The organism is Paenibacillus macquariensis, from assembly GCF_900156375.1.
Taxonomy (GTDB): domain Bacteria; phylum Bacillota; class Bacilli; order Paenibacillales; family Paenibacillaceae; genus Paenibacillus_AQ; species Paenibacillus_AQ macquariensis.
On sequence record NZ_FTNK01000039.1, the window covers coordinates 1 to 19,116 of the forward strand.

The following is a 19,116-nucleotide window of genomic DNA, read 5'->3' on the forward strand; positions in this document are numbered from 1 at the left end:
CAAAGGTGTTCTACTGCATAGTGACCAAGGATTCCAGTATACATCCCGCCAATATAGTCAGCTGCTCAAACGATACAGCATCCAAGCCAGCATGTCCCGGAAAGGAAACTGTTGGGACAATGCATGTATGGAGAACTTCTTCAGTCATTTTAAAGCAGAGTGCTTCTACCTTCATGTTTTTCATTCTGTAAAGCAGGTCGAACACGCCGTTAAGCAGTACATCCATTTCTACAACCATGAACGCTTTCAAAAGAAACTAAACAACCTGAGCCCCTACGAATACAGGACTCAGGCTGCTTAAATATTGCTTTTTGTTAATTGTCTACTTGACAGGGGTCACTTCATTGCTAGGATGGCCTCTTTTTCAAGTTCTATTTCTTTAGGATCTATTTATTTGATCTCTCTATTTCTTATCCGCTCTTGTTCCCCCGAACTTGCATAACACCTTACTCTTGCTACGTCTCACTAATCTTGAGCATACCTATTTTTTTGCTATATCATACTTCCTGCTGTCTTTTGTTTCTAGCTATTCTATGCGCCTTACTTCTTGCTGTATATTACTTCTTCTATTGCTTCTTCTATTGCTTCTTCTATTGCTTCTTCCATTTCTTACTTCTTCTTATCATGCTCGTGCTGTATCTTACTTCTTGCTATTCTCTAACTAAACAAGTGCCTTCGCGGCGATATCACTTCGAAGATGTTTGCCTTCGAAGTCAATATGAGCTGCTTCGCTATATGCTTTAGCACGAGCTTCAGCGATGTCCGCTCCTAGTCCTACAACGCCCAGAATTCGTCCACCATTTGTGATCCATTCGCCATTCTCATTCTTAGCCGTTCCTGCATGGAATACGAGCGCATCCTTCACTTCGTCCAGACCATCGATAACGATGCCTTTCGGGTATGATGCAGGATAACCACCAGAAGCTAGTACGACACATACAGCAGCCTCATCACTCCATTCAATCTCGATGTCAGCCAATGTTCCGTTCACGGCTGCCATCATGATTGCAAGCAAGTCACTTTTCAATCTTGGAAGTACAACTTGCGTCTCCGGATCTCCAAAACGAGCATTGAATTCAATCGTTTTCGGTGTTCCATCCGGTGAAATCATCAATCCAGCGAACAATATTCCAGTGAAGTGACGTCCTTCCGCAACCATGGCCTTAGCTGTCGGCTTGATAATCTTCTCAATGGCTTCTTCGATAATGGCTGAATCAATATGTGGAAGTGGAGAATAAGTTCCCATCCCTCCGGTATTAGGTCCTTGATCATTGTCGAATACTTGCTTGTGATCCTGAGCGGCAACCATTGGTCGAACCGTCTCACCATCGACAAAAGCAAGAATAGACATTTCTTGCCCAGCAAGGAATTCCTCAATTACGACATGACTTCCAGCATCACCGAACACTTTGTTCACCATAATATCATGTAATGCAGATTCTGCTTGCTCCATTGAAAAGGCAACCGTAACCCCTTTTCCTGCTGCTAGTCCATCTGCTTTGATAACGATAGGAACTTCCTGATTCAGTAGATATGCCTTTGCATCTTCGTAATTATCGAATTTCTCATATGCTGCCGTTGGAATATCATATTTGTGTAGTAAATCTTTCATGAAAGTCTTGCTACCTTCTATTTCTGCTGCATTCTTACGTGGTCCAAACACCGGAATGTCTTTAGCTTCAAATGCATCTACGATTCCATCCACTAATGGATCATCGGGTCCGATCACAACAAAATCTATATTGTTCTCTAACGCAAAATCCGTCAGTCGATCAAACTCACTTACAGCAATCGGTACGCATTCTGCAATAGTTCCAATTCCAGCATTACCCGGCGCACAGTATATGCGTCCAGCTTGTGGGCTCTTCGCTAGTGCCCATATGATGGCGTGTTCACGACCCCCACCGCCTACGACCAATATGTCCATGTTCGCCTCTCCTTCTTCGCACCTTATTCATTGCCTATTAGACTCTTTATATAACTTCACGAAATCTTACGCTAGATAGGCTCGAATTCTCCTAAATATGACGCGATCTCATTGAACGGCCACTCATTCTTATCCCACATCAGAACAAGTGGCTACCAGCTATCCACTATTCTTTAGTGTTTAAAGTGACGAACGCCTGTGAATACCATCGCTATGCCATGTTCATTTGCTGCTTTAATGGACTCTTCGTCTTTGATTGAACCGCCCGGTTGAATGATCGCAGTAATTCCAGCTTTAGCTGCAAATTCAACTGTATCTCCCATTGGGAAGAATGCATCAGAAGCAAGTACTGATCCTTTAGCCTTATCTCCCGCTTGCTCAATCGCAATCTTCGCTGATCCAACACGATTCATCTGTCCTGCACCAACACCGACTGTCATGTTATCTGCTGCAAGTACAATCGCATTAGATTTAACATGCTTAACTACTTTCCAACCAAACAACAATTGCTTTAATTCATCTTCAGTTGGTTTACGATCCGTAACAACATTCAACTCTGCAACATTCACAGAATGAACATCACTCTCTTGAACTACCATTCCACCATCGATAGAGGTGAATAGGAATTGACTACTACGATCTTCAGATGAACCGAATTCACCCATTTTCAACAAACGTAGGTTTTTCTTCTTCGTTAGAATCTCAAGCGCTTCAGGCGTGAAGTCTGGTGCAAGAATGATTTCTAAGAAAATATCTTTCAACAATTCTGCTGTGTCTGCATCAATCGTACGATTGGCTGCTACAATTCCACCAAAGATGGAAGTTGGATCCGCATTATAAGCTTTTTGATAAGCCTCACATACATTACTTCCAATACCAACACCGCATGGATTCATATGCTTAACGGCTACAACCGCAGGTTCATTAAATTCTTTCACGATTTGTAGAGCTGCATTCGCATCATTAATATTGTTATAAGATAATTCCTTACCATGAAGCTGTTCAGCCGTTGTCAGCGTCCCTGCAGGAGCTAACGGTTTACGATAAAATGCTGCTTTCTGATGCGGATTCTCACCGTAACGCAAGTCTTGAATTTTCTCATAAGTAACGGTTAAACGCTCTGGTAAAGGATCACCCGTTACATTCGACATATAATCAGAGATTAGGGCATCATAAGCCGCTGTGTGGCGGAACACTTTTGCCGCGAGCCGTTTGCGAGTCTCTAGTGTCGTGTCTCCATCCTTACGGATTTCTTCAAGCACAGCACTATAATCGCTAGAATCTACAACCACACTAACAAATGTATGGTTCTTGGCACCTGAACGGAGCATGGTAGGTCCGCCGATGTCAATGTTCTCAATAGCCTCTTCATACGATACGTCTGGTTTAGCAATGGTCTCTTGGAAAGGATACAGGTTCACGACAACAAGGTCTATATAACCAAGCTCCAATTCTTTCATCTGTTGTTGATGTTCCACGTTATCACGTACAGCTAGTAGACCGCTATGTACGGCTGGATGTAGTGTTTTAACACGTCCATCCATAATTTCCGGGAACCCTGTAACTTCTGAAATTCCGATGACTGGCACGCCTTCTTTAGCAAGTAGACTGCTTGTTCCCCCAGTCGAAATGATCTCCACGCCCAATGCAGACAGTTCGCGGCAAAAATCCACGATGCCCTGTTTATCCGACACGCTGACTAACGCTCTTTTTATACTCACGAATTGGATCCTCCTTATATGTGTGACAGATTGCCAGGCTCATTCACGCTTTGCTCGACAATCCGCCATGTTAAACGATCGCTTTCCATGCATGAACAATATTTCCCGAGAAATATCGAAAAAACTTGCACACACTTTAACTACTGACGAATCTTCGTTATTTATAACGGCAATATCGTTACTTGTCTGTCGTTTATAACCACACATCCTTGTGCAAACCATGACACAACCCGCGGATATAACTCCTGCTCAATGGCATGTATTCCCTTAGCGAGTGACTCCACTGTAGCATTAGGCTCAATTACGATACTTTGTTGAGCGATAATAGCCCCCGTATCCATTCCTCCATCTACAAAATGCACCGTAGCTCCCGTCAATTTGACACCATAGTTAAGGGCTTGGGCAATAGCATTCGTACCTGGAAATGATGGCAGTAGCGATGGATGAATGTTGATTAGTCGTCCAACGTATTTGTCCACCATCACAGAGGTTAACAGTCGCATATAGCCAGCTAATACGACTAGCTCTATATTAAGTGTTTCTAATTGCTCTACGATCTCTAATTCATAATCCTCACGAGAAGAATACGATTTAGGTGTAAATAAATGAACAGGTATGCCAGCATCCCGTGCACGCTTGACTACAGGTGCCTCTGGCTTATCGCACACTAGCAATTCGACCTTCGCACCACCGAGCAATCCTGCTTGAGCAGCATCTACCAGCGCCTGGAAATTGCTACCCTCACCGGAAGCAAATATAGCAATACGGTAATGACTCATTACACGTCAGCCCCTGTAAAGGTAACGATAGATTCACCTTCGTTAACACGGCCAATAATATAAGCTTCTTCCCCATTACTCTGCAGAACGCTAAGTGTCTCAGCTGCATCCTCTTCACGAACAACGAGCACCATACCAATCCCCATGTTGAAGGTTGTGAACATGTCACGATTTGTGATATTACCTTTATTCTGCATTAATTCAAAGATTGGTAGAATCGGCCATGTCCCATACTCAATATCTACATTGACGTGATCAGGAAGCATCCGTGGAATATTCTCAATAAATCCACCACCTGTAATATGAGCCATCCCTTTGACTTTCACCTTATCAATTAGAGCCAATAAGGACTTCACATAGATCTTCGTTGGGATCAACAATGTATCTCCCAATTTGCCACCTAATTCAGTGATTTCATCTTGCAGATCATATCCTGATTGTTCAAGAAGAAGTTTACGAACTAAGGAGAATCCGTTACTGTGTACACCACTGGAAGCAAGCCCAATCACAGTGTCCCCAGGAGCGATAGTTGAACCATTAATGATGTTCTTCTTATCGACAATGCCTACCGTAAATCCAGCAATGTCATATTCGCCTTCGGAATACATACCAGGCATTTCAGCAGTCTCTCCACCGGTTAACGCACAACCCGCTTGATGACATCCTTCTGCAATTCCAGCTACGATCGCTTCAATCTTCTCTGGACGTACTTTATCGCACGCAAGATAATCAAGGAAGAATAACGGCTCTGCTCCTTGAACGATGATATCATTTACACACATCGCTACAGCATCGATCCCAATGGTATCGTGACGATCCATTGCGAATGCAATTTTAAGCTTCGTACCTACACCATCCGTACCAGATACTAGTACGGGCTCATCGTATTTATCTTTGTTCAGTGAGAACAAAGCACCGAATCCCCCTAGATCTGTCATTACTTCTGGACGTAACGTTCTCTTCACATGCTTTTTCATCCGTTCTACAGCTTCGTTTCCTGCAGAGATATCTACCCCAGCACTTTTATAGGCTTCTGACACTTGTAAGAACACTCCTTCCATAATTGGCGAGCCTTAAATATAACAGCATTTACATGAATGATCTTGAAGCAGTTAACTTGAGTAGAGCGTTATTAACAACCACATCCTGCTTTTTCTTCACCACCGAAATCAAGCGTTGTCGGATAATCATTATTGAAACAAGCGAGGCATAATCCACCGCTTGGATCATTTGCATTGTCTCCACCTACCGCGCTAATGAGTCCCTCAGGACTTAAAAAGGCCAGTGAATCCGCATTAATCTCACGACAAATTTCTTCTACTGTCTTATTAGAAGCAATTAGCTCTTTGCGATCAGGTGTATCAATCCCGTAGTAACATGGATTCTTGAACGGCGGAGAAGTAATCCGTACATGCACTTCAGTCGCTCCCGCTTCACGCAACAAGTTAACGATACGTAGGCAAGTTGTACCTCGAACGATTGAATCGTCGATCATAACAACCCGTTGACCTTCTACTACTCCACGAACTGCACTAAGTTTCATCTTGACGCCTTTTTCACGTAATTCTTGACTCGGTTGAATGAACGTACGACCAGTATATTTGTTCTTGATGAGACCAAGCTCATAAGGAATGCCGGTCTGTTCTGCATAGCCAATAGCTGCAGAGATACTGGAATCCGGAACTCCAGTTACGATATCCGCATCAACGAACGACTCTAACGCCATCCGACTACCCATGCGTTTACGCGAAGCATGCAAATTCGAACCATTCAGATCGCTATCTGGACGAGCGAAGTAAATGTACTCCATTGCGCATAACGCTTTACGCTGTGGTTCAGTGTACCGATCTTCCTTAAGTCCATCTTTATCTAGTATCAATAGTTCACCCGGTTGAATATCGCGTAATAGTTCAGCTCCAACCGTCTCAAGTGCACATGATTCTGAAGAAAATATATACGAATCACCTAATTTCCCCATCGTAATAGGACGAAGTCCATGAGGGTCAGAAGCTACAAGTAACTTATCATTCGTCATAATCAGGAAAGCGTACCCTCCAACGATACGTGCTAATGCATCTTTTGCTGCTTCCACAACATTCTTGGAAGAACGAGCAATCAAATGGGCAACAACTTCTGTATCACTAGTCGTCTGGAATATAGAACCACTTTGTTCTAATTCATGTCGTATTTGCGGTGCATTGACAATGTTACCATTGGTCGCAATCGCTAAATCACCATCACGATACTTAAAAATAAGTGGCTGTGCATTCGCTAGTCGGCTATCTCCACTGGTAGAATAACGTACATGTCCAATGGACATGTTACCTACCAATGATGCCATTTTGTCCTTATCAAATACTTCCTTCACAAGTCCCATACCGCGGTGATAGTTAAATTCCTTACCATCAGCTACACACATCCCGCAACTTTCTTCTCCGCGATGTTGTAAAGAATGTAGTCCATAATAAGAGAGTGATGCAGCATCGGAGTGACCATACACTCCGAAGACCCCACATTCCTCTTTTAACGTATCAAATATATCGTCTTTACCCGTACCTTCATTATAAAAGTCTCCGCTCCAAAGCGGATGAGACAAGGATTTATCGGACGCAAACTTTGCAGATGTTATTTCATGAGACACGGAATCGCATCCTTCCAAACCTGCTTCAAGGCTTCTACAGACTCATTCAGAGCATTCTTTCCATTGATATCAAGGGTAAGGTTGCTTCCTCCGACAGTACCGATTCTTACTACAGGAACACCATGTCCTTCGATGTAATTCTTCAACTGCTCTGCCTTTTCAGGAGTTGCAGATAACAAGATACGTGATTGACTCTCACTGAACAATGCGAAATCCGAACGAAGATCCGTTTCGATTTGAACTTGAGCACCTACACCACCACTTATACATGACTCAGCAACAGCAACAGAAAGTCCACCTTCAGATAAATCATGTGCTGATTGAACAAGTCCACTTTGGATCGCACCAAGTACGGATGCCAGTAGTTTTTTCTCCACTTGGAGATCAAGTGCTGGCGGACGACCTTCTGCTACACCATGTAGAATCGTCTGGAATTCACTACCACCGAGTTCTGCCTTGGTATCACCAAGCAATAGGATCGTATCTCCTTCATTCTTGAAAGCTTGCGTCGTAATATGATCGATATCATGGACTAGACCTACCATACCAACAACTGGTGTTGGATAAATCGATCCGCCTGCATTTTCGTTATACAGACTGACATTCCCACCAATGACCGGTGTATTCAATTCACGACAAGCCTCTGCCATACCATCAACAGCCTGCTCCATTTGCCAGAAAATTTCTGGTTTCTCCGGGTTACCAAAGTTCAGGTTATCCGTAATAGCGAGTGGCTCTGCTCCAGTACATACAATGTTTCTTGCCGCTTCACTGACTGCGATCTTACCTCCCACTTCGGGATCAAGATAAACATATCGACCGTTACAGTCTGTTGTCATCGCTAGACCCTTACGTGTGCCGCTTACCGTTACGACTGCAGCATCTGAACCTGGACGAACAGCCGTACTTGTACGAACCATATAATCGTATTGATCATATACCCATGCTTTGCTCGCCACAGTTGGAGAACCTAGAATCTGTTTCAATGCTCCGCCAAGATCCGTTACTTCGTCATACCGAAGGGAATCGATCTTATCACTATTTATATAATAAGCAGGAACCGTAGATGGTTTATCATATACCGGGCATTCGTCAACTAGCGCAGTTACCGGCATATCTCCTACAATTTCTCCGTGATGTAACAGCTTCAAGCGTCCATCGTCAGTCACCTTACCTACTTTGGCGCAGATAACTCCCCAACGATCGAATATTTCTTGAGCCTGTGCTTCATCTTTCGGTTCAACAACGAATAGCATACGTTCTTGTGATTCAGATAACATCATTTCGTAAGGCGTCATACCTTCCTCACGTTGTGGCACTTGATCCAAGTATAGTTCTAGTCCGTTACCCGCTTTACTTGCCATCTCAGCACTTGAACATGTCAATCCTGCAGCACCCATATCCTGAATACCCAACACGATACCGCTATCGATTAGTTCTAGACATGATTCCATAACTAACTTCTCCATGAATGGGTCACCGACTTGAACAGCCGTACGATTCGCTTCTGATTCTTCACTTAGTTCGATGGAAGCAAACGTAGCCCCGTGGATACCATCGCGACCGGTTGGCGGTCCAACATAAAATACTGGATTACCTACACCCTTCGCTACACCACGTTGAATTTTGTCATGATCGATCAATCCAACACACATCGCATTGACAAGTGGATTACCTTCGTAGCTCTCATCAAATACGACTTCACCACCCACAGTTGGAATACCAATACAGTTACCATAACCAGCAATACCGGATACCACATGTTCGAACAAATATTTCACACGATCACTTTCGAGCTTTCCGAATCGAAGGGAGTTCAATGTAGCGATCGGTCTTGCACCCATCGAGAAGATATCGCGGATAATTCCGCCTACACCTGTAGCTGCTCCTTGAAAAGGTTCCACAGCTGAAGGGTGATTGTGACTTTCGATTTTGAATACAACGGCTTGGTTATCACCAATATCTACGATACCAGCGCCTTCACCAGGACCCATAAGAACACGTGGACCGGTCGTTGGGAACCGACGTAACAAAGGTTTTGAATTCTTATATGCACAGTGCTCAGACCACATTACGCTGAACACACCGATTTCCGTATAGTTAGGTTTACGACCCATAAATTCACAGATCAACTCATATTCGCTCTCCGACACGCCCATCTGCTGATATATATGTTGCTCTGCAATTTGCTCCGCAGTCGGTTCTTTAGCTGATACTTGCTGTGTCATGTGAATCCCTCCAAGACTTTAATATAGATGTAAACATGCGTTTACCATCTTCGGAACCAAATAGTGTATTTACTGCACGCTCTGGATGGGGCATCATTCCAATTACATTTCCACGTTCATTACAAATGCCTGCAATATCAGCGATTGAACCGTTAGGGTTATCGCCATATGTGAAGACAATCTGATTATTGCGTTTCAACGTTTCAAGAGTCTCTTCATCACAGTAATAATTCCCCTCACCATGGGCGATTGGAATGATGACTTCCTCATTCTTACCATATTCACGTGTGAACGGAGTATCATTATTAACGACCTTAAGAACCGTATCATGACAACGGAATTTCATCGACTCGTTACGACGAAGTGCACCAGGCAACAAGCCTGCTTCCGTTAGAATCTGAAAACCATTACATATACCTAAAATGAATTTCCCTTGTTCAGCAGCCTTAGCAACCTCAGCCATTACGGGTGCAAACCGTGAAATCGCACCGCAACGTAAGTAGTCGCCATAAGAGAAACCACCTGGAACTAGAATACAATCATAAGCAGAAAGATCCGTAGCTGTGTGCCATACATAATCCACAGATTCACCAATCTCTTCTACCGCTTTATAACAGTCAATATCACAATTGGAACCTGGAAATACTAAGACAGCAAATTTCATGGCATTAGCCCTCCAATTCGTAACGGTAATCCTCGACTACCGTATTGGCTAGTAGCTTCTCGCACATTGCCTTCAGACGTTCTTCCGCCTCAGCGCGGTCATTCGTATCTAACGTTAGTTCCATATATTTACCGATTCTTAGGCTTTCAACTTCTTGGAAGCCAATCGAATGAAGTGCTCCCTGAACAGCGACCCCTTGCGGATCCAATACGCCTTTTTTGACAGTTACATAAACCGTTGCTTTAATCATGATTCAAAGTTCCTCCTCAGAATGGCTAATAAGTTTATTAATTACACTTCCGTTAATCGACGATAAATGTCCAAATACCTTCTTGTTGTCTCCTCAACTACTTCTTGTGGAAGTGGATCAGGTTTACTATTCTTATCCCATGACGAGGAAGCCAAGTAAGAGCGAACCGGCTCTTTGTCCATACTATCAATCTCAATATCTAGCTCATACTTTTCTTTCGCCCAGAAACGGGAAGAGTCCGGTGTAAATATTTCATCAATGAGAATCACTTGGCCATCCAAAATACCGAATTCGAACTTACAATCTGCTAGAATGATGCCTCTTTTAGCACAGTATTCACGAGCAAAGCTATATAATTTCAAGCTCCGTTCTTGTAATTCAAGTGCGATTTCCTCACCTACCATTTGTTTCATCGTCTCAAATGAAATATCTTCATCATGACCGACATCATTCTTCGCTGCGGGGGTAAAGATAGGCGTATCAAACGCTTCGTTCTTACGCATGCCTTCGGAGAGCTTAATGCCATTCACTTCACCAGATTCCTGATATTGACGCCAACCGCCGCCCGTAATATATCCACGTACGACACATTCAATATCAATTCGCTCCGCCTTATGAACGACCATGATTCGATTTCTCAACTGTTCTTTATCCTTGATCAGTTCCCCCAGTTGGTCAACATCCGTATGAACCACATGATTCATCATGAGTTCAGCTGTCTGTTCGAACCAGAATGCGCTTAACTTGTTAAGCACATTCCCTTTGTCAGGTACAGGAGGATCCAATACATAATCGAAGGCAGAAATACGATCTGTCACCACAATGAGGACATGTTCCCCCAAATCATAAAGCTCTCGCACTTTCCCCTTATACAACAGGGGTGCGTTAACAAGTTCTACAGCAGTAGAAACAGCTGTTGATGTCATGTCCTTGTCCTCCCTCACGGTATGATACTCTATCTATATTGTTAGACTAGACCTAATTTAGTGAAAATCGTATCTACATGCTTCAAATGCCAGCTCGGGTTAAAGGCATCATCGATCTCATCAGCGCTTAGCACTTCTGTAATCTCAGGCGTTGACTCGATAATGTCGCGGAACTGACGTTTCTCTTCCCAAGCCTGCATCGCGCGAGGTTGAACAGTATCATACGCCTGTTCACGGCTCAAGCCTTTATCAATCAACTTCGTCAAGACACGGCCAGAGAATGGCACGCCAAAGGTACAAGCCATGTTACGCTTCATATTCTCAGGGAATACAGTCAAGTTCTTTATGATATTTCCAAGGCGGTTCAACATATAGTTAAGTAACATTGTCGCATCCGGTAGAATAATGCGTTCTACTGAGGAATGGGAAATATCACGCTCATGCCAAAGTGTTACGTCTTCATATGCAGTCACCATGTGACCACGGATGACACGCGATAGTCCTGAAATATTCTCACAACCAATTGGATTACGTTTATGAGGCATTGCAGAGGAACCCTTTTGACCTTTCGCGAAAGCCTCTTCTACCTCACGTACCTCACTCTTTTGTAATGCACGAATTTCCGTAGCGAATTTATCCAATGACGTAGCAACCAAAGCCAATGTAGCCATATACTCAGCATGACGATCACGTTGCAATGTTTGCGTCGAGATTGGTGCTGCAGTCGTACCTAACTTATTACATACAAACTCTTCAACAAAAGGATCAATGTTAGCGTAAGTTCCGACAGCTCCTGACATTTTACCGAACTGAACGCCATTTGCAGCATGACGGAAACGCTCTAAGTTACGTTTCATTTCTTCATACCACAATGCCATTTTGAGTCCAAAAGTTGTAGGCTCTGCATGTACACCATGCGTACGGCCCATCATCGCTGTATCTTTGTAAGCAATAGCTTTATCTTTCAGAATCTCTATGAAATTAAGAATATCCTTCTCTAGAATCTCATTGGCTTGAAGCAGTACATATCCAAGTGCTGTATCAACTACATCCGTAGAAGTTAGCCCGTAGTGCACCCACTTACGTTCTTCTCCAAGGCTTTCAGACACGGAACGTGTAAATGCGATAACATCATGGCGCGTTTCTAGTTCAATTTCACTAATTCGAGCGATATCAAATTTTGCATTCTGACGAATTAATACGGTATCTTCTTTCGGAATAACGCCGAGTTCTGCCCATGCTTCACAAGCACAAAGTTCTACTTCCAACCATGAATTAAATTTGTTCTCTTCTGTCCAAATGGCACGCATTTCTGGTCTACTATAACGTTCAATCATCTTTTTATTGCCTCCAAATATTCGTATGTTCTACCCAATCCAGCCCATCTTGCACATTTTTGCAAAGTAAGTTGATATGACCCATTTTGCGATTATGCTTACTATCAGTCTTACCATATAAATGAAGTTTAGGTATAATTCCTAACTCCATTGCTGCCTCATCTTGTTCCCCGGTTCTCTGTATAACAGAATCCAGATGTTGACCGAGTACATTAACCATAACTACCGGACTCATTAATGTTGTATCTCCCAGTGGTAGGTTACAGATCGCGCGTACGTGCTGCTCGAACTGTGAAGTTGTACAAGCTTCCATCGTATAGTGTCCTGAATTATGTGGTCTTGGAGCTAATTCATTCACATACAACTGACCATCCTCTGTAACGAACATTTCAACAGCCAGTAGTCCCACAACATCCATCTTCGCTGCAAGTGTTTCTGCAAGCCTTCTCGCTTCTCTCTGGATATGGGCTTCTATCCGCGCAGGTACAATAGATAGATGTAGTATATTGTTCTGGTGAATATTTTCCGATATCGGGAAGCTCTTCACTTCGCCATTCGGATTGCGTGCAGCTATAACTGATATTTCACACGCGAACGGAATGAATTGCTCAAGCACAAGTTCTCTTCCAGATGCCTCAAGTTCAGTGTAAGCATTAGCTAATTGATCCTCACTCCGAATGACAACTTGACCTTTCCCATCATATCCACCTGTAGCCGTCTTCAATACAGATGGATAACCCAGCTCTGTCAGGGCTTGTTCTAGACTAGCTAATCCTTTGATCACACGGTAGGGTGCAACAGGAACCCCTGCTGCCTCAATGGCTGCCTTCTCACGCAAACGATGTTGCGTCGTATATAGTAGCTTGCTTCCTTGAGGAACATAGGATTCATTGACAAGGATAGCAGCTACCCCAGCATCAACATTCTCGAACTCGTAAGTGATGACATCAGAGATCGTTGCCATTTCACGAGCTGCATTAACATCGTCATACTCTGCTACAATTTGTCGAGCCACAGGGCTGCTAGGTGATTGTATTGTTGGATCTAGCGTTACGAATTGATATCCCATTGCTGTACCAGCAAGTGAGATCATTCTTCCTAATTGCCCTCCACCTAGAATACCAATCGTACTTCCCGGTAGCAACGTCTTTGCTACTTGATCAGTCTCACCTTCAGGTGACTTATGACTCATAGATCATCACTACTTTCTAACACTTCATCACGAATGGCATCCCTACGGTTCTGAACACGTTGTTGAACTTCCGGATCAAAGGCTCCAATCATTTGGGCTGCGAGCAATCCCGCATTGGTTGCTCCTGCCTTGCCAATAGCTACTGTCGCCACAGGTATACCCCCAGGCATTTGCACAATGGAGAGTAAGGAATCTAGACCATTTAATGCCTTCGATTGAACAGGAACACCAATAACTGGAAGGATTGTCTTCGCTGCTACCATACCTGGTAGATGCGCTGCTCCTCCTGCTCCAGCAATAATAACCCGAATCCCTCGCCCTGCAGCTTCTTCTGCAAAAGTGAACATTAGATCAGGTGTACGATGAGCCGAGACTACCTTCTTCTCGTATGGAATTTGTAGATCATCTAACATCTGACAAGTATACTGCATTGTCTCCCAATCTGACTTGCTACCCATAATTACAGCGACCACTGGCAACATACTTCAACCCACTTTCTTCGCGAATCAATTCTTTATTGATATATATAAATATATAAATTAATAACAGCACCAAAGAATATATGAAGACCAAAAAGTCCGGAACCCCAAGAAAATACTGCTATTTTCGGGACACCGGACATAGGAAGGAACACTCCACCCCGTTGTCATTTACTTCTCCTTAAGGAAGCATTTCCCGACAATGGTAATCGAAACCTCAGAATATCTCATAGCGTTTCGATAGTATTCCCTCGTAGTCCGAACATTTACGGTGTTCAGGTAGAGACTTCCGGGCCCTATTCCCAGATTTATACGAGATCATTAAATGAGTTATATATTATTGTTAATATTTCTTATTTCACTTGCTTAGTTTAACAATCTCTATCACCCTATGTCAACTCAAACACGAACATTTATAAACAACGTAAATTTATTGTTCGCTTTTTGCTATAAAATCAACCAAATAAAACCAGTACATCCTAATACTACAGATGCACTGGCTTTGAGTAATATCGTCTTATTTCACAACGAGTACTGGAATACGAGCATGTTGAACGACATTATGGCTAACACTGCCAAGTACGAATTCACGAATGCCTCCAAGACCACGACTACCAATAATAATGACATCAGAATTGTTCTTTTTCGAATAATCGAGAATAACTTCTGCAGGTGCGCCCTGAATCAATTCCACAGTTCCTGTGACACCAGCATCCTTAAGGCGTTGCTTAGCTGTCTCTACCGTTTGTTCGGCCAGATCATAATATTCTTTGGTGACTGAAGTCGATATCGGTGCATACGATTCTCCAAAATAAACTCGTGGAAAACCGAATACATGAATAACCGAAATCTTCGCATCTGGTGTTACTTGTAACATTGAAATAGCGTGATCTAATGCTTTATTGGAAGCTTTGGAACCATCGAATGCTACTACAATATTAGAATATAACATGTGCCACACCTCTTTCTGAATGATCTATCTGATAAAATACCCGTACAACACGGCGTTCAAAAAGAGTAGCATAGGAATCCCTATCCGGAAGCTTACGTGTCTTGTCTTATGTCGCTTGCGGTACATCGCAATGATAACACCTAATGCACCACCGATCGCAGCTAATAGAAACAATGTTTTTTCCGGCACTCGATCACGCCTCTTCTGAGCTCGCTTCTTGTCTTCAGACATGACCAGATAACCCACCATGTTAATTATAATAAACCAAATCCATAGTGCAGTAATCATCTGTTACATGTCCTCCTTTTATTCGAGAATGATAGTCTTACTCTTCTATTATAGAACTACCACGTACAGGAAACAATCCGTTCCACGGATCTCATCGCTATTCATATCAACCTTTGTTCTTTTTCTCCAGTGCAGCTTTAAGCAAATCTCCTAGATTCGAACCCGCTGTTTCTTGTTGTGTATACTTCTCTACCAATTTTCGTTCTTCACGTTTATTGATATGCTTCTTGTCTTGATTAAGCGTCTCCGTAATTCCACATGTCAGGCACTGCACGTAGAGTCCAGCCTTACCTTCCTTCATATCCATCTTCTTATGACATTGCGGACAACGACGGTTTGAGACTCTTTTATCATCCGAACGACGATAACCACAATCTTCTTTTGGACAAGTTAACAATGTACCTCGTTTATTCTTCTTCTCTAGTAGCCGAGTATTACATTCTGGGCAATGACTATTAGACACATTGTGAGGTTTGTATTCAACCGAACTTCCTTTGACACCTGCCACTAATTCTTTAGACATACTACGGATTCCTTGTAAAAATAAATCTGGACTCCCTTGTCCCTTAGCAATCTTCTCAAGCTCCGATTCCCATTTGGAGGTTAACTCTGGCGTACGTAGCTGTGGGGACACAAGTTCGATCAACTGTTTCCCTTTGCCTGTGGGATGCAAGATATTACCCTTACGTTCAATCGTATCTGATGACACAAGCTTCTCAATAATATCTGCACGGGTAGCTGGGGTTCCAAGTCCATGTTTCTCCATTTGTGAGAGTAATAATGCTTCTGTGTATCGCTTCGGTGGTAACGTACGACCAGGGCGAACTGTGCAACGTTCTACTTTAACCGATTCCCCAACATGCAATTCAGGCAATGCAGACCTTGTATCTCGTTGATCTGATTGATCATCCTCATCTGCATCATCGGCCACATCGCCACCGTACACTTCTCTCCAACCGATATCCTTCACCGTCGTCCCTTTCGTATGAAGGCTCTCATTCTCTACTTTTACAGTGACAGCAACATCATCATAACGAGCGGGCGGATAGAAGAGACTTATGAATCGACGAACAATAAGATCATAAAGCTTTCTTTCCTCTGTATTAAGTAGGTTCAGTAGAACTGTCTCTTCAGTAGGGATAATAGCGTGGTGATCACTTACTTTACTATCATCTACGATTCGTTTAGTGATGTTAAGATTTTTGCGTAACAAAGGACGGGCTAAGGTTGCATAAGGACCCACTGCTACGCTTTCTAAGCGCTCTTTGAAAGTCTCTGTCATATCCGATGTTAAATAACGGCTATCCGTTCGTGGATAAGTGACTAATTTATATTGTTCATAGAGACGTTGCAACACATTTGATGTTTGTTTAGCTGAGAATCCATAACGCTTGTTAGCATCCCGCTGAAGTTCAGTCAGATCATATGCAAGTGGATGAGGTTCTACTTTTTCTGATTTATTAACCTTTTCAATAATGCCGGCCTTCCCTTGCAACTTCTTCTGTAACACTACAGCTTGATTACGATCAAACATCCTTGCGTCTCCGTTATTAGCTCTCCAAGTGGCTGTGAAGTTACCTATCTCAGCAGTAAGTGTGTCATATTCCTCTGAGCGGAAATGAATAATTTCTTTCTCGCGATCCATAATCATACCCAGTGACGGTGTCTGTACTCGCCCTGCTGATAACTGCGCTCCGAATTTACAAGTGAGAGCTCTTGTAATATTCAATCCAATCATCCAGTCAGCTTCAGCTCGACAGCGGGCAGATTCGTACAATCGATCGAACTGACTCCCTGGCTTCAATGTAGCGAAACCTTCCTTAATCGCTTTGTCCGTCTGTGAAGAAATCCATAATCTCTGAAATGGCTTATTCCACTTGATCATGTTCAAAATCCATCGTGCTAACAATTCCCCTTCACGCGCTGCATCCGTTGCAACAATTAACTTGCTAACATCCTGCCGTCTTGCCTGCTGCTGAACCACTTTGAATTGTTGACTTGTCTCTCTCAGCACTTTCAAATTCATCGATTCCGGCAGAATAGGAAGGTCCTCCAAGTTCCAAGCCACATATTTACGGTCATAATCCTCTGGCTCCGCTAGTCCAACAAGATGTCCTAGCGCCCAAGTCACAATATATTGAGGTCCTTCGAAATAACCCTTATGTTTTTCTCTACTTCCCATTACTCGTGCAATTTCACGGGCAACCGAAGGCTTTTCTGCTAATATTAAAGATTTCATAATTCGCCTCTTTCTTATCCTATCTGTCTTGTTGTCATTCCCTCTTATACTGGGCTAGACAATCTTTCATTATTATAACATTGATGACACCCCTCGCTAAAAAAGTCAAAAGGCCTAATACAAATTCGTATTAGACCTTCTCATGATTGTTCCCTTACTAACTCCAATGACTGCGTTAACTATAGTTTCAAGTTTACGACTCCGACTTTGGAATTCCATTTAGACTTGCTGGATAATCCTTTGCTTTCTCTTGACTAAGACTGGTTGATTTCTCTTTAATACTTGCTTTATTGCGTTGGAGATTCGATTTCAACGGTTTTTGATCTGGCATAATATCACCTCTCCAATATCATTTACACGAAATGGTGTAGTTATTCTCTATTCCTTCATCCGTAGACACGCATCGTAATAACGTGATCCTTCTTCTGACTGTCCTCTGAAATAGATAACTCCATCCCTAACGTCGGAACGTAGGATATGAATAACTTCTCCCATCTGGGCTTCATGATGATACGTAATATGGAACCCATGAATAGATGTTTTCTCTAACTCCTCGACTGTCAACGCATCCATGCACAAATCCGCATAACGAGCATTATTTAAGTGACCATTACTATCAATCCCACTGTAACGTACCGTCATGGTGTAAGAATTATATAGGTCCACTTCATCTGAAATATTCATTTTATCAGGAACAGGTCCAACTGAGTCTTCAGAATAAGGATTTATTTCAAATGGATAAGCTGAAGGTCTCAGAACTTTACGTTTATCCGTATTCACAAGCGCCCACAATGTGCATGCTTTAGCAATCTCCTGATGATTCTCATCAAATATCCTAAAGTCTCTTAACCACAACGGACCCTTCGTACCTTTGTTCCATGTCGCTATGGTTATCATTTCATTAAATCGAGGCATCCGTTCGCACACTAAATCAATCGTTGTCAGCATCCAACCCATGTTGTGGGCAACCATTTGATCACGTGTCCCACCCAAATGCTCTACATCGCCGTCTGCAGCACGTTGCATCAGACTTAACAGATTAGATAATCGACAAGTTGCATTATGATCAATTTCATTAGAGTAAATTAGATGCTCCACTGTCCAAGTATTTCCCATGTGTCTTCTTCTCCCCTATTTCTATATCATCAATATTGATTAATATGTTATTTGTTTATTGTTCCCTAATTGTTATCAATCTTTATATTATACTTTAGCATTCCACGACTTTTCTCAAATCACTTCTACATAGGTCCCTTAATTATAAACTTCCACTACTATAATACTAACCTACTACTGTCAGATAATTCTACTCGATCATTTTTAATTTGCATCACAGAAATTTAAAATTGATAACAAAAAAAGAACTATCGTTGATCGAAATCAACGATAGTTCTTTGTTGCTTGGCGACGTCCTACTCTCCCAGGACCCTGCGGTCCAAGTACCATCGGCGCTGGAGGGCTTAACGGTCGTGTTCGGGATGGGTACGTGTGGA

At 42.8% G+C, this 19,116-nt stretch carries 18 protein-coding genes, 1 rRNA gene and 1 riboswitch; of the genes, 1 reads left to right on the forward strand and 18 read right to left on the reverse strand.

Features of this window, described 5'->3' with window-relative positions; all coding sequences use genetic code 11:
• Positions 1–127: 127 nt before the first annotated feature.
• Entirely contained in the window at positions 128–301 is a 174-nt protein-coding gene (locus BW961_RS32080; protein ID WP_082867297.1) for an IS3 family transposase, read from the forward strand.
• A 360-nt stretch (positions 302–661) separates the two neighbouring features.
• Here BW961_RS32080 and purD read toward each other — a convergent pair whose 3' ends face one another.
• From purD to rrf, 18 genes are all read right to left on the reverse strand, one after another.
• Entirely contained in the window at positions 662–1,927 is a 1,266-nt protein-coding gene (gene purD / locus BW961_RS28295; protein WP_068591819.1) for a phosphoribosylamine--glycine ligase, read from the reverse strand.
• Positions 1,928–2,100: 173 nt separating this feature from the next.
• The gene (gene purH, locus BW961_RS28300) at positions 2,101–3,648 is read right to left on the reverse strand and encodes a bifunctional phosphoribosylaminoimidazolecarboxamide formyltransferase/IMP cyclohydrolase (RefSeq protein WP_068591821.1); all 1,548 of its coding nucleotides are present in this window, start codon (positions 3,646–3,648) and stop codon (positions 2,101–2,103) included.
• A gap of 161 nt (positions 3,649–3,809) precedes the next feature.
• Positions 3,810–4,427 carry a phosphoribosylglycinamide formyltransferase gene (gene purN, locus BW961_RS28305; protein WP_068591822.1) on the reverse strand — a complete coding sequence of 206 codons (618 nt, stop codon included), beginning with the start codon at positions 4,425–4,427 and terminating at the stop codon, positions 3,810–3,812.
• Positions 4,427–5,467, reverse strand: coding sequence for a phosphoribosylformylglycinamidine cyclo-ligase (gene purM / locus BW961_RS28310; protein WP_068591823.1), 1,041 nt, complete (start codon positions 5,465–5,467; stop codon positions 4,427–4,429). The genes purN and purM overlap by 1 nt, the downstream gene beginning before the upstream one ends.
• Before the next feature lie 92 nt (positions 5,468–5,559).
• Positions 5,560–7,068, reverse strand: a complete 1,509-nt coding sequence (gene purF / locus BW961_RS28315; RefSeq protein ID WP_244556089.1) for an amidophosphoribosyltransferase — start codon at positions 7,066–7,068, stop codon at positions 5,560–5,562.
• Positions 7,053–9,296 (reverse strand): phosphoribosylformylglycinamidine synthase subunit PurL, encoded by a 2,244-nt coding sequence (gene purL / locus BW961_RS28320; RefSeq protein ID WP_068591825.1) that lies wholly within the window; start codon positions 9,294–9,296, stop codon positions 7,053–7,055. The genes purF and purL overlap by 16 nt, the downstream gene beginning before the upstream one ends.
• A complete protein-coding gene (purQ, locus tag BW961_RS28325) occupies positions 9,274–9,960 on the reverse strand; it encodes a phosphoribosylformylglycinamidine synthase subunit PurQ (RefSeq protein WP_068591827.1) in 687 nt (228 codons plus the stop codon). Before purQ ends, purL begins: the two co-directional genes overlap by 23 nt.
• Positions 9,961–9,964: 4 nt before the next feature.
• Positions 9,965–10,210, reverse strand: coding sequence for a phosphoribosylformylglycinamidine synthase subunit PurS (purS, locus tag BW961_RS28330; protein WP_068591829.1), 246 nt, complete (start codon positions 10,208–10,210; stop codon positions 9,965–9,967).
• Positions 10,211–10,251: 41 nt separating this feature from the next.
• Entirely contained in the window at positions 10,252–11,136 is an 885-nt protein-coding gene (locus BW961_RS28335; RefSeq protein ID WP_068591831.1) for a phosphoribosylaminoimidazolesuccinocarboxamide synthase, read from the reverse strand.
• A 41-nt stretch (positions 11,137–11,177) separates the two neighbouring features.
• Positions 11,178–12,473, reverse strand: a complete 1,296-nt coding sequence (gene purB, locus BW961_RS28340) for an adenylosuccinate lyase (RefSeq protein WP_068591833.1) — start codon at positions 12,471–12,473, stop codon at positions 11,178–11,180.
• A 4-nt stretch (positions 12,474–12,477) separates the two neighbouring features.
• Positions 12,478–13,665 carry a 5-(carboxyamino)imidazole ribonucleotide synthase gene (gene purK, locus BW961_RS28345; RefSeq protein ID WP_068591835.1) on the reverse strand — a complete coding sequence of 396 codons (1,188 nt, stop codon included), beginning with the start codon at positions 13,663–13,665 and terminating at the stop codon, positions 12,478–12,480.
• On the reverse strand, positions 13,662–14,147 hold the full coding sequence (gene purE, locus BW961_RS28350) for a 5-(carboxyamino)imidazole ribonucleotide mutase (RefSeq protein WP_068591837.1): 486 nt from the start codon (positions 14,145–14,147) through the stop codon (positions 13,662–13,664). Before purE ends, purK begins: the two co-directional genes overlap by 4 nt.
• Positions 14,148–14,378: 231 nt before the next feature.
• A riboswitch (purine riboswitch) is annotated at positions 14,379–14,480 on the reverse strand.
• 181 nt (positions 14,481–14,661) lie between these two features.
• Positions 14,662–15,096, reverse strand: a complete 435-nt coding sequence (locus tag BW961_RS28355) for a universal stress protein (protein WP_068591840.1) — start codon at positions 15,094–15,096, stop codon at positions 14,662–14,664.
• Positions 15,097–15,120: 24 nt separating this feature from the next.
• Positions 15,121–15,384 (reverse strand): DUF1294 domain-containing protein, encoded by a 264-nt coding sequence (locus BW961_RS28360; protein ID WP_068591842.1) that lies wholly within the window; start codon positions 15,382–15,384, stop codon positions 15,121–15,123.
• A 106-nt stretch (positions 15,385–15,490) separates the two neighbouring features.
• A complete protein-coding gene (locus BW961_RS28365) occupies positions 15,491–17,623 on the reverse strand; it encodes a DNA topoisomerase III (RefSeq protein WP_068591844.1) in 2,133 nt (710 codons plus the stop codon).
• Positions 17,624–17,816: 193 nt separating this feature from the next.
• Complete coding sequence (locus BW961_RS30810; protein WP_169810358.1) at positions 17,817–17,954, reverse strand: hypothetical protein; 138 nt, start codon at positions 17,952–17,954, stop codon at positions 17,817–17,819.
• A 47-nt stretch (positions 17,955–18,001) separates the two neighbouring features.
• Positions 18,002–18,739: an acyl-[acyl-carrier-protein] thioesterase gene (locus BW961_RS28370; RefSeq protein WP_068591846.1), complete on the reverse strand. Its 738-nt coding sequence runs from the start codon at positions 18,737–18,739 to the stop codon at positions 18,002–18,004.
• A gap of 283 nt (positions 18,740–19,022) precedes the next feature.
• Positions 19,023–19,116 (reverse strand): 5S ribosomal RNA (gene rrf, locus BW961_RS28375); the annotation flags it as partial.